The sequence below is a fragment of the Allobosea sp. GW821-FHT12C12 genome (assembly GCF_058807355.1).
Genome location: NZ_JBXAQP010000021.1, coordinates 12,491 through 24,975, shown reverse-complemented (window position 1 = coordinate 24,975; position 12,485 = coordinate 12,491). Strand labels below are relative to the sequence as shown.

At 66.0% G+C, this 12,485-nt stretch carries 10 protein-coding genes; all 10 read left to right on the top strand.

Features of this window, described 5'->3' with window-relative positions; genetic code table 11:
- The first annotated feature begins 4 nt into the window (after positions 1 to 4).
- The 10 genes from AC1RRW_RS21215 (at position 5) to AC1RRW_RS21170 (ending at position 12,461) form a co-directional block, all read left to right on the top strand.
- Positions 5 to 742, top strand: coding sequence for an amino acid ABC transporter ATP-binding protein (locus tag AC1RRW_RS21215; protein WP_492903556.1), 738 nt, complete (start codon positions 5 to 7; stop codon positions 740 to 742).
- Positions 743 to 841: 99 nt separating this feature from the next.
- Positions 842 to 2,371 carry an acyl-CoA carboxylase subunit beta gene (locus tag AC1RRW_RS21210; protein WP_492903555.1) on the top strand — a complete coding sequence of 510 codons (1,530 nt, stop codon included), beginning with the start codon at positions 842 to 844 and terminating at the stop codon, positions 2,369 to 2,371.
- A gap of 28 nt (positions 2,372 to 2,399) precedes the next feature.
- Positions 2,400 to 2,612: a hypothetical protein gene (locus tag AC1RRW_RS21205; RefSeq protein ID WP_492903553.1), complete on the top strand. Its 213-nt coding sequence runs from the start codon at positions 2,400 to 2,402 to the stop codon at positions 2,610 to 2,612.
- Complete coding sequence (locus tag AC1RRW_RS21200) at positions 2,606 to 3,238, top strand: biotin transporter BioY (protein ID WP_492903551.1); 633 nt, start codon at positions 2,606 to 2,608, stop codon at positions 3,236 to 3,238. Before AC1RRW_RS21205 ends, AC1RRW_RS21200 begins: the two co-directional genes overlap by 7 nt.
- A 43-nt stretch (positions 3,239 to 3,281) precedes the next feature.
- Positions 3,282 to 5,282 carry an acetyl-CoA carboxylase biotin carboxylase subunit gene (locus AC1RRW_RS21195; RefSeq protein ID WP_492903549.1) on the top strand — a complete coding sequence of 667 codons (2,001 nt, stop codon included), beginning with the start codon at positions 3,282 to 3,284 and terminating at the stop codon, positions 5,280 to 5,282.
- Positions 5,282 to 7,261, top strand: coding sequence for a methylmalonyl-CoA mutase family protein (locus AC1RRW_RS21190; RefSeq protein WP_492903547.1), 1,980 nt, complete (start codon positions 5,282 to 5,284; stop codon positions 7,259 to 7,261). The genes AC1RRW_RS21195 and AC1RRW_RS21190 overlap by 1 nt, the downstream gene beginning before the upstream one ends.
- Positions 7,258 to 9,423 carry a methylmalonyl-CoA mutase gene (scpA, locus tag AC1RRW_RS21185; RefSeq protein WP_492903546.1) on the top strand — a complete coding sequence of 722 codons (2,166 nt, stop codon included), beginning with the start codon at positions 7,258 to 7,260 and terminating at the stop codon, positions 9,421 to 9,423. The genes AC1RRW_RS21190 and scpA overlap by 4 nt, the downstream gene beginning before the upstream one ends.
- Positions 9,424 to 9,776: 353 nt before the next feature.
- Positions 9,777 to 10,406, top strand: coding sequence for an RraA family protein (locus AC1RRW_RS21180; protein ID WP_492903545.1), 630 nt, complete (start codon positions 9,777 to 9,779; stop codon positions 10,404 to 10,406).
- A gap of 121 nt (positions 10,407 to 10,527) precedes the next feature.
- Positions 10,528 to 11,211, top strand: a complete 684-nt coding sequence (locus tag AC1RRW_RS21175) for an RraA family protein (RefSeq protein WP_492903544.1) — start codon at positions 10,528 to 10,530, stop codon at positions 11,209 to 11,211.
- Positions 11,212 to 11,312: 101 nt separating this feature from the next.
- A complete protein-coding gene (locus AC1RRW_RS21170) occupies positions 11,313 to 12,461 on the top strand; it encodes a pyridoxal phosphate-dependent aminotransferase (RefSeq protein ID WP_492903586.1) in 1,149 nt (382 codons plus the stop codon).
- The last annotated feature ends 24 nt before the right edge of the window (positions 12,462 to 12,485 follow it).

Here is a 12,485-nt window from a genome sequence, read left to right as displayed (position 1 = left end):
TAGCGTGACACCAGTTATCCGTATCGAAGACGTATCCAAGCATTACGGCCCGATCCAGGTCCTTCGGAACTGCAATCTCGTAGTCAATCGGGGCGAGGTCGTGGTCGTCTGCGGTCCCTCGGGATCGGGCAAGTCGACACTCATCAAGACGGTGAACGGGCTCGAGCCGATCCAGGGAGGTCGGATTCTCGTCGAGGATGTCGATGTCGGGTCGGCGGGCTCCGGGCTGCCCCTCCTGCGCGCTCGCGCCGGCATGGTCTTCCAGAGCTTCGAGCTCTTCCAGCACCTCACCGTGCTCGAAAATCTGCTGCTGGCGCAGGTGAAGGTTCTCGGACGCGGCAGGAAAGAAAGCGAAGGCAAGGCAAAAGCCCTGCTCGCGCGGGTGGCCATGCAGGACCACGCGCACAAGTTTCCCGCACAGCTCTCCGGCGGCCAGCAACAGCGCGTGGCCATCGCCCGAGCGCTTTGCATGGACCCGATGCTCATGCTGTTCGACGAGCCGACGTCCGCCCTCGATCCGGAGATGATCAACGAGGTTCTCGACGTCATGACCTCCTTGGCGAAGGAAGGAATGACCATGGTCGTAGTAACCCACGAGATGGGTTTCGCGCGGCGGGTCGCGGATCGGGTCGTGTTCATGGACAAGGGCGAGATCGTCGAGGACACACCAAAGGATACGTTCTTCTCGACCCCGCAATCGACCCGGGCGCGCGATTTCCTCGCGAGGATCATCGCGCATTGAGCCCGCACGGGCCGTCGGTACCGCCTCGACCTTCAACGGCCCGTCTTCCTCCCGGGGAGCAACCAGCCGCCCGGCGGCCAATCGATCGACGAGTCACAGATGCTTCATATCCTCTCCGACCTCAAAACCCGCCGCGAAGGCGCCCGCAAGGGCGGCGGCGAGCGCCGCATCGAGGCGCAGCACAAGCGCGGCAAGCTCACCGCCCGCGAGCGCATCGAACTCCTGCTCGACAAGGACTCCTTCGAGGAGTTCGACATGTTCGTGCAGCATCGCTGCGTCGATTTCGGCATGGACAAGGGCGAGAAGATCCCCGGCGACGGCGTCGTCACCGGCTGGGGCACGGTCAATGGCCGCACCGTCTTCGTCTTCTCCAAGGATTTCACGGTCCTCGGCGGCTCGCTCTCCGAGACGCACGCGCAGAAGATCATCAAGATCCAGGACATGGCGCTGAAGATGCGCAGCCCCATCGTCGGCCTGTTCGACGCCGGCGGCGCCCGCATCCAGGAGGGCGTCGCGGCGCTCGGCGGCTATGGCGAGGTCTTCAAGCGCAACGTGCAGGCCTCTGGCGTCATCCCGCAGATCTCGGTGATCATGGGCCCCTGCGCCGGCGGCGACGTCTATTCGCCGGCGATGACCGACTTCATCTTCATGGTCCGCGACACCAGCTACATGTTCGTCACCGGGCCGGAGGTGGTGAAGACCGTCACCAACGAGACCGTGACCTCCGAGGAGCTGGGCGGCGCCAAGGTCCACACCTCCAAATCCTCGGTCGCCGACGGCTCCTTCGAGAACGATGTCGAGGCGCTGCTGCAGGTGCGCCGCCTGATCGACTTCCTGCCGGCCAACAACACCGTCGGCGTGCCGGAATGGCCGAGCTTCGACGTGCCCGACCGTGTCGACATGAGCCTCGACACGCTGGTGCCGGACAATCCGAACAAACCCTACGACATCAAGGAATTGATCCTGAAGGTCGTCGACGAGGGCGATTTCTTCGAGATCCAGGAAGCCTACGCCAGGAACATCGTCACCGGCTTCGCCCGGATCGAGGGCCGCACCGTCGGCATCGTCGCCAATCAGCCGATGGTGCTGGCCGGCGTGCTCGATTCCGACGCCAGCCGGAAAGGGGCCCGCTTCGTGCGCTATTGCGACGCCTTCGAGATCCCGATCGTCACTCTGGTCGATGTCCCCGGCTTCCTGCCGGGCACGGCGCAGGAATATGGCGGCCTGATCAAGCACGGCGCCAAGCTGCTCTTCGCCTACAGCGAATGCACCGTGCCGCTGGTCACGGTCATCACGCGAAAAGCCTTCGGCGGCGCCTATGACGTGATGGCCTCCAAGCATATCGGCGCCGACGTCAACTATGCCTGGCCGACGGCGCAGATCGCGGTGATGGGCGCCAAGGGCGCGGTCGAGATCATCTTCCGCGGCGGCGATGCCGAGACCATCGCGCGCCAGACCAGGGAATATGAGGACCGCTTCATGTCCCCCTTCGTCGCGGCCGAGCGCGGCTATATCGACGAAGTGATCATGCCGCACTCGACCCGCCGGCGCATCGCCCGGGCGCTCGCCATGCTGCGCACCAAGAACGTCGAGCGGCCCTGGCGCAAGCACGACAACATCCCGCTGTGAGCGGGTGCCAATCCGGGCGGAAATGCCAATGCAGAATGCCGACACTCGATCGGACCGCTTCGAGGAGCTCGGAAGGCTCCTAAACCAGATCGCGGAAGTATGTCCCGATCCGGATCATGCGACCGAGATCATCGATGAAATCTCGCAGTTGCTCTGGCTGGTCAGCAGCCTGGATCCCGAGGCGGAGCAGGTGATCCACGCCTCCGAATACCTCGCCGGGTTCAAAGCCTCCCGATGCTGATCCCTACGATCTTCTATCTCGCCGGGCACTGGCTCGGATCCAAGGAAAAGAACATGCTCGTCGCCGCGAACGCCGCTTCCCCGCTCGTCGATCGGATCTGGCCCGGGACCACTTCTTACCGCTTCATTCGCACGACAATGCTGATCATCATCGGCGTGCTTCTGCTGACGGTATCAGCGCACGTTCAAGTGCCGTTCTGGCCCGTGAAAATGTCCATGCAGACCTTTGCGGTTCTCTGCCTGGGCGTATCCTACGGCAGCCGACTGGGATCTGCCGCGGTCCTCGCGTACCTCACTCTCGGCATTGCAGGCGCACCGGTTTTCGTCAGCGGGGGCGGAGCCGCCTATTTCGGAGGGCCGACGACAGGTTACCTGCTCGGTTTCCTGGTTGCCACGTGGGCCCTTGGCCGCTTCAGCGAAAAGGGGTTGCTGAAGAACGCTCGAAGCACCTTCGCCTGCCTGCTGATAGCGGACGCGATCATCATGACCTGTGGTGCCGTCTGGTTGGCGACGTTGATCGGGTTTGAACGCGCCTTCCATCTCGGCTTCCTGATCTTCGTCCCCGCCGAAGCTCTCAAACTCGCGCTCGCGACGGCCCTCACCCGGGTTTCCCAGCGCGTCCTTTGATTTTCCGGCGACGGTTGCCGCGCCGCATCTTGAGAAGCTATTCATGTTCACGAAAATTCTGATCGCGAACCGTGGCGAGATCGCCTGCCGCGTCATCAAGACGGCAAAGCGCATGGGCATCGGGACGGTGGCGGTCTATTCCGATGCCGACCGCGATGCGCTGCATGTCGAGATGGCGGACGAGGCCGTGCATATCGGCGCCGCCCCGGCCGCCGAATCCTATCTCCAGATCGACAAGATCATCGCCGCCTGCAAGCAGACGGGTGCCGAAGCCGTCCACCCCGGCTATGGCTTCCTCTCCGAGCGCGAGGCCTTCGCCACGGCGCTGAAGGAGAACGGCATCGTCTTCATCGGGCCCAATCCCGGCGCCATCGCCGCGATGGGCGACAAGATCGAATCGAAGAAGGCGGCGGCCGCCGCCAAGGTCTCGACGGTTCCCGGCTTCCTCGGCGTGATCGAGAGCCCGGAGCACGCGGTCAAGATCGCCGACGAGATCGGCTATCCCGTGATGATCAAGGCTTCGGCCGGCGGCGGCGGCAAGGGCATGCGCATCGCCCATTCGGCCGGCGAGGTCGCCGAGGGCTTCGCCCGGGCGAAGTCGGAGGCGGCGTCCTCCTTCGGCGACGACCGCGTCTTCGTCGAGAAGTTCATCGTCGACCCCCGCCATATCGAGATCCAGGTGCTGGGCGACAAGCACGGCAACGTCATCTATCTCGGCGAGCGCGAATGCTCGATCCAGCGCCGCAACCAGAAGGTGCTGGAGGAGGCGCCGTCGCCGCTGCTCGACGAGGCGACCCGCCGCAGGATGGGCGAGCAGGCGGTCGCGCTGGCCAAGGCGGTGAACTACGACAGCGCCGGCACGGTCGAGTTCGTCGCCGGCCAGGACCGTTCCTTTTATTTTCTGGAGATGAACACCCGCCTGCAGGTCGAGCACCCGGTGACGGAGATGATCACCGGCATCGACCTTGTCGAGCAGATGATCCGCGTCGCCTATGGCGAGAAGCTCGCGATCAGCCAGGCCGATGTGAAGCTCGATGGCTGGGCGGTCGAATCCAGAGTCTATGCCGAGGACCCGACCCGCAACTTCCTGCCCTCGACCGGGCGGCTCGTGACCTATCGCCCGCCGGGCGAGGGGCCGGATGGCGACGCCACCGTGCGCAACGACACCGGCGTGTTCGAGGGCGGCGAGATCTCGATCTATTACGACCCGATGATCGCCAAGCTGGTGACGCACGCGCCGACGCGCGAGGCGGCGATCAAGGCGCAGGCGCGCGCGCTCGACGCCTTCGCCATCGACGGCATCCGCCACAACATCCCGTTCGTCGCGGCGGTGATGCAGCATCCGCGCTGGATCTCGGGCAATCTCTCGACCGGCTTCATCGCCGAGGAATTCCCTGAGGGCTTTTCCCTGCCGCAGCCGGAGGGCGAGATCGCCTTGCGCATGGCGGCGATCGCGATCGCCTGCGACCATCGCCTGAACAGCCGCAAGCGCCACGTCTCGGCGCAGATGGAAGGCTGGCGCAAGGTCGAGTTCGAGCGCACCCGCATCGTCTCGCTCGGCGGTGAGCGCTTCGAGGGGCAGGTTTCGGAGCAGGGTGGGGCGGTGACGATCGCGTTCCCCGAGCGCAGCCTGACGATCGCCAGCGACTGGCGGCCGGGCGAGCCGGTCTGGCGCGGCACGATCGATGGCGTCGCCATCGCCGCGCAGATCCGGCCGATCCTGAACGGCGTCGCGCTCGGCCATGCCGGCGCCTATGCAAACGCGCATGTCTACACGCCGCGCGAGGCGGAGCTGGCGGCGCTGATGCCGGAGAAGGCCGCGGCCGACACCGGCAAGTTCCTGCTCTGCCCGATGCCGGGCCTGGTCAAGTCGATCGGGGTCACGGTCGGGCAGGAGGTCAAGGCCGGCGAGCCGCTCGCCATGGTCGAGGCGATGAAGATGGAGAACGCGCTGCGCGCCGAGAAGGACGTCACCATCGCCAAGATCATGGCGAAGGAGGGCGATTCCCTCGCCGTCGACGCCGTCATTATGGAATTCGGCTGATGGCGGCTGCCTCACCCGACCTCCCCTATCTCGACGCCTTCCCCGCACCGTCGCGCGACGCGTGGCGCACCGCCGTCGACAAGGTGCTGAAGGGCGCCGATTTCGAGAAGAAGCTGGTCGGGTGCAATGCCGACGGCATCCCCGTCGAACCGCTCTACGCTGCGGCTTCGGGCGAACGCGCCTTCCGGGCCGAGGCCGGGCGCTGGCATGTCGCGGCGCGGCTCGACCATCCTCACGCGGATGAAGCGCAGGCGCTCGCCATGGCCGATCTCGAAGGCGGCGCCGAGATGCTGACGCTCGCCTTCGCCGGTGCCCGCGCCGCGCGCGGCTACGGCCTCATAGCCGACAACGTCGCGATGCTCGACCGGGCGCTCGAGGGCGTCATGCTCGACCTGGTACGGCTGCGGCTCGACCCGGCACCGCAAGGCCGCGTCAATGCTCTGATGCTCGCGGCTCTGATCGAGAAGCGCGGCCATGCCTCCGCCGAGCTCTCGGTGGAATTCGGGCTCGATCCCATCGGTGTTCTCGCCAGCCATGGCGCGCTCGCGGCGCCCTGGCCGGAAGTCGGCCGCCGGCTGGCGACCGTGATCGCGGCGCTGAAGCAGCGCGGCTTCAAGGGTCCCTTCATCACGGTCGACACCCGCCCCTGGCACGAGGCCGGCGCCAGCGAAGCGCAGGAGCTCGGCGCCGCCCTCGCGACGGCCGTAGCCTATCTGCGTGCGCTGGAAGCGCACGGCCTGACGCTGGCCGAGGCGCGCGACGCCATCGCCTTCACGCTCGTCGCCGATACGGACGAATTCCTGACGGTCGCGAAATTTCGCGCCGCTCGCCTGCTCTGGAACCGAGTGCAGCAGGCCTGCGGGCTCAAGCAGAAGCCCGCGACGATCCATGCCGAGACGGCCTGGCGCGCCCTCACCCGGCGCGACCCCTGGGTCAACCTGCTGCGTGGCACCATCGCCGCCTTCGCGGCTGGGGTCGGCGGCGCCGATTCGCTGACCGTCCTGCCCTTCACCGCGGCGCTCGGCCTGCCGGACGCTTTCGCCCGCCGCGTGGCGCGCAATACCCAGCTCATCCTGCTGGAGGAATCCAATCTCTGGCGCGTCGCCGATCCGGCCGCCGGCGCGGGCGGTTTCGAGGCCCTGACCCAGGCGCTGTGCGAGCGAGGTTGGAGCCGGTTCCAGGATTTCGAAGGCGAGCGCACTGAGGATCTGCAAGGCTTGCTTGCGGGTCTCACCAACGGCACTGTCCAGCACAGTCTAGCGGATGAACGCCGCGCCTCCGCCATGGCGGTTGCAACCCGCCGAAGGCCGATCACCGGCACCAGCGAGTTTCCCAATATCCGGGAGGGCCGCGTGACGGTGATCGACATCGCTTCGGTCCCTCCGATTGAGCGGGAGCGTTTGGACAGCCTCGCCGCGCAAGCCTCGGAAGAACGCATCCTCGCCCGCATCCCGGGAGCAGCCGCACACAACGAATCCGTGTCCAGCCCTCAGGGCCCGAGCATTGAAGTCTTGCCTTCGATCAGGTCGTCCGAACCGTTTGAAAGCCTGCGCGACAAATCGGACGCCTCCCCGCAGCGGCCCGTCGTCTTTCTGGCGACGCTCGGCTCCATCGCCGCCTTCACCGCGCGCGCCGGCTTCGCCCGCAACCTGTTCGAGGCCGGCGGCCTCGCTGCTCCAAGCGGCGACGATTTCGCCAGGAGCGGGACCACCGATCTGGAGGCCTTGGTCTCTGCATTCCGTGCCTCGGGCGCGAAGCTCGCCTGCCTATGTGGCTCGGATGCCGCCTACGCCGACGAAGGCGTGTCTTCGGCGGAAGCACTCGCCGAGGCGGGGGCAACCCTCTGGCTGGCTGGCCGCCCGGCTGACGAGGCACCACTCCGAAGGGCGGGCGTGTCGCGTTTCGTCTTCGTGGGATGCGACGTCATCGAAACCCTGGAGTACGCCCAAGCTCTCGCCGGAAATGGGAGCAAGCCATGACCGCGATCCCGGATTTCACGAAGCTCGCCTTCGCCGACACCGTTGCCGGCACGAGCGCGCCGCAGGCCAGCGGCGAGCCCTGGCAGACGCCGGAAGACATCCCGGTCAAGCCGCTCTACACAGTTGCCGATCGCGACGGCCTGCCTTTCGTCGATACCCTGCCGGGCATCGCGCCCTATCTGCGCGGCCCCTACCCGACCATGTACGTCAACCAGCCCTGGACGATCCGGCAATATGCCGGCTTCTCCACGGCGGAGGACTCCAACGCCTTCTACCGGCGCAACCTCGCCGCCGGCCAGAAGGGGCTCTCGGTCGCCTTCGATCTCGCCACCCATCGCGGCTATGACAGCGACCATCCGCGCGTCGGCGGCGATGTCGGCATGGCCGGCGTCGCGATCGATTCGATCTACGACATGCGCACGCTGTTCTCCGGCATCCCGCTCGACCAGATGAGCGTATCGATGACGATGAACGGCGCCGTGCTGCCGGTTCTGGCGCTCTATATCGTCGCAGCGGAAGAACAGGGCGTGCCGGCGGCCAAGCTCTCGGGGACCATCCAGAACGACATCCTCAAGGAGTTCATGGTCCGCAACACCTATATCTACCCGCCCTCGCCCTCGATGCGGATCATCGGCGACATCTTCGCCTACACCTCGGCGAACATGCCGAAGTTCAACTCGATCTCGATCTCCGGCTATCACATGCAGGAGGCCGGAGCGACGCAGGACCTGGAGCTCGGCTACACCCTCGCCGACGGCGTCGAATACATCCGCGCCGGCCAGCAGGCGGGCCTGGGCGTCGACGTCTTCGCGCCGCGGCTCTCCTTCTTCTGGGCCATCGGCATGAACTTCTTCATGGAGGTGGCGAAGCTCCGAGCGGCGCGATTGATCTGGGCCAAGCTGGTCAAGGATTTCGGGGCGCAGAACGAGAAATCCCTTCCCTTGCGCACCCATTGCCAGACCTCGGGCTGGTCGCTGACGGCGCAGGACGTGTTCAACAACGTGCCGCGCACCATGATCGAGGCGATGGCGGCGACGCAGGGGCACACCCAGTCGCTGCACACCAACGCCCTCGACGAGGCGCTGGCCCTGCCGACCGACTTTTCCGCCCGCATCGCCCGCAACACCCAGATCGTGCTGCAGCAGGAGAGCGGCACGACACGGATCATCGATCCCTGGGGCGGCTCCTATTATGTCGAGCGACTGACCGCCGAACTCGCCGCCAAGGCCTGGGGTCACATCCAGGAGGTCGAGGCGCTGGGCGGCATGGCCAAGGCGATCGAAGCCGGCATCCCCAAGCTCCGGATCGAGGAAGCCGCCGCCAAGACCCAGGCGCGCATCGACGGCCGCCAGCAGGCGATCATCGGCGTCAACATCTACAAGCCGGAGAACGAGGCGGCGATCGACGTGCTCAAGGTCGACAACGCCTCGGTCCGCGCCCAGCAGCTCGACAAGCTCCGGCGACTCAAGGCCGAGCGCGATGAGGCGGAGACGCAAGCGGCGCTCACTGCCCTCACCAATGGCGCGCAAGGCGACGGCAATCTGCTCGACCTCGCGGTCAAGGCGGCGCGGGCCAAGGCCACCGTCGGCGAGATCTCGATGGCGATGGAAAAGGTGTTCGGGCGCCATCGCGCCGAGATCAAGGCGATCTCGGGCGTCTACAAGCGGGAGGTCGGCGAGATGAACCCTGCCGTGACGCGCGTGCAGTTGATGTGCGAGGCCTTCGAGGAGGCGGATGGGCGCCGCCCGCGCATCCTCGTCGCCAAGATGGGCCAGGACGGACACGACCGCGGCCAGAAGGTGATCGCCTCGGCCTTCGCCGATCTCGGCTTCGACGTCGATATCGGCCCGCTCTTCGCGACACCCGACGAGGCGGCGCGCCAGGCGGTCGAGAACGACGTCCACATCGTCGGCGTCTCGTCGCTGGCGGCAGGCCACCTCACGCTTGTGCCGGAGCTGAAGGCGGCGCTCGCCAAGGCCGGCCGGCCCGACATCATGATCGTCGTCGGCGGCGTCATCCCGCCGCAGGATTTCGACGCCCTGATCGAAGCCGGCGCCAGCGCGATCTTCCCGCCCGGCACGGTCATCGCCGACGCAGCCGAGAAGCTCCTGCAGGAGCTCAATGGGCGCCTGGGCTACACGCAGCGCAGCACAGCGGAGTGAAGCCGGGGACTGAGGCTTCGCGCCGCGGCCCGCAAGGAAACAGCCGCAGAACCTAGATCGATATTTTCAGGATATCGCCCTCGCCTGCCAATCGAAATGGACGCGCCCATTCAAAGCGGGAAGATGGTCCCCGTTGTCAGCGAGGGGCAAGATTTCCTCGTCGTAGCTCGGAGAAACCATCGCGGTCGCTTTCATATCGGCTGATCTCATCGGCCCGTCCGCCGAGGGGCATTTGGCGTTCTCGCGCGGGATCGAGTGCCTCCGACGAGAAGGCCCAGCCACCTCCGGTTTTGAAACATCGTCTTCCGCTTTAGCCGCCCCCCGGGGACGGCAAAGCCACGCAGGAAATCAGCATGTCTGGAACGCAAGAGCTAGTGCGGCAATCGGCAGAAGGAACAGCCTCCCTGTTTGCGAGCGTCGCGACCGCCCTCATCAGCGACAACCTTGATAGGTTGCCTGGCGCGGTCGGGCTTCGACCGTTCCATAACGGTCGTCATATGGTCGGAACGGCGCTGACAGTGCGCACGCGTCCCGGCGACAACCTGGTCATTCACCAGGCGCTCGAACTGGTGAAGCCCGGTGACGTCATCGTCGTAGATGGCGGTGGCGCCGTCGATCGAGCATTGATCGGCGAGATCATGGCGGCGATCGCCGCAAAGCGAGGCGCTGCTGGGTTCGTGCTCGACGGAGCCATCCGCGATGCGGCCGACCTCGCGATCGGCGACTTTCCGGTTTTTGCGCGCGCCGCGATTCACCGTGGCCCCTACAAGAGCGGCCCCGGCGAAATCAATGTGCCGGTGTCTATCGGCGGGCAGGTCATCAGCCCTAGAGACATCGTTGTCGGTGACCAGGACGGAGTCGTCGCGTTCGCTCCGGCGCTGGCTGAATCGCTCATCGCTGCGGTCCGGGCACAAGCAGCCAAAGAAGCCGAGATGATGCAGAGCATCGCTGCCGGCACCTACAAAGGCGCCTATGCCAAGTAATCCGTTCGAGCCACCCGGGACGGGGGGCCGTTCAGAACTTCCGGCGCTCGCCAGCGCAGCCTCTCCCGTCGATCGAATTCGAGACATTGGCCACATCGGCCGTCCCCCTAAGGAGACCAGCATGACCAGCAATCCCAAGAAGGCCAGCGCCGAAGATCGCGAGCTCGTCGAGCTGTTTGTTGGCCTGGACACCCCCGGCGTTTCCGACGCTCTGGACAAGCTCGGCCTACACGGTCAGGCCTTCGGCATTCGTCCGCTCGCCGACTATTCCAACGTGATCGTCGGTCCGGCCTTCACCGTCAAATACGTCCCGGCCTCGTCTCCTGCCGGAACGGTCGGCGACTTCATCGATGACGTCGCCGAAGGCGACATCATCGTGATCGACAATGAGGGCCGTACCGACTGCACGGTCTGGGGCGACATCATGACCCAATACTCCGGCATTCGCGGGATCGCCGGAACCGTGATTAACGGCGTCTGTCGCGACGTGAACCGCGCCCTGAACGACAGCTACCCGATCTTCAGCGTCGGCCGTTTCATGCGTACCGGCAAGGACCGAGTCCAGGTCGAGAGCGTGAACGGCACCGTGTCGGTCGGAACCGTCCGCGTGGTTTCGCGCGACATCATCGTGGCGGACTCCAACGGCGTCGTGATCGTTCCGCGGGACCGGGCACGCGACGTCGCCAACACAGCGCGCGCCATCGAGAAGAGCGAGAGCGCGATCCGCGAACGCATCGAGCAGGGCGCAACGATCGGCGAGGCTCGTGCGGCGATGGGCTATCATACGCTTCAGAGGAAGGCGTGATGGCCGCGCCCGCCCTCTCCTTGCCGCCGTCGGATGACGATCAGGCCTTTGGGCTGAATCGCTTCCTGGCCGCCGCGCAACCTTCGGCCACCTACAAGGTCATGGACCGGGTCGCGGCGAAACGTGCCGCCGGAGCGCAGGTGATTTCGCTGAGCGCGGGCGAGCCCGATTTCGATACACCCGAGCACGTGCGGGAGGCCGGTATCACGGCGATCCGTTCGGGACAGACCCGCTACACCCAGGTTGCGGGCCTGCGCCCCCTGCGCGAAGCCATCGCCGAGAAATTTCGGCGCGAGAATGGCCTGGCGGTCGACTGGAGGGATACGCTTGTTTGCAGCGGCGGCAAGCAGGTCATCTTCAACGCGATGGCGGCGACGCTGAACGAAGGCGACGAGGTCATCATCCCAGCGCCATACTGGGTCAGCTATCCCGAGATCGTCCAGCTCTGCGGCGGCAAGTCCGTCGTCGTGCCTTGCGGGCCGGAAAGCGGCTTCAGGCTGACCGCCGAAGCGCTGGAGACGGCGATCACGCCCAGGACACGCTGGATCATCCTCAACTCGCCGTCGAATCCGACGGGCGCCGTTTATTCGCGTGAGGATTTGCTCGCGCTGGCCAAGATCCTGCTGGCGCACCCCCACGTGCTGATCTTCTCGGACGACATCTACGAGCACCTGATCTTCGACGGCGCCGAGTTCCATACGATCGCCCAGGTCGAGCCCCGACTGATCGGGCGCACGTTGACAATGAACGGCGTCTCAAAGGCCTACGCCATGACCGGATGGCGTATCGGCTTCGGCACGGGACCGCACTGGCTCATCGAGAACATGGAGAAGCTCCAGGGCCAACAGACGTCCGGTGCCTGCACCATTTCCCAGCACGCCGCTCTGGCCGCTCTGACCGGGCCCCAGGACTTCGTTCGGGAATCGAGGGAGGTCTTCCAGCGGCGTCGCGACATGATGGTCGAACGCCTCAACCGAGCGCCCGGCCTGCGATGCGACACACCCGGGGGAGCGTTCTATGCCTTCCCGTCCTGCGAGGAGCTGATCGGCAAGACCACGGCCGCCGGCACGAGACTGGGCTCGGACGAGGACGTCGTGAACGCCCTTCTCGACGAGGCCGGTGTCGCGACGGTCCACGGCAGCGCTTTCGGGCTGCCCAGGTTCTTCCGCATCGCCTACGCGCTCGATGACCGAACGCTGGCCCGAGCCTGTGACGCCATCGTCGACTTCTGCAAGGCGCTGAAGCCGTAAGGCGCCAGCCACCGCCCCTGACAC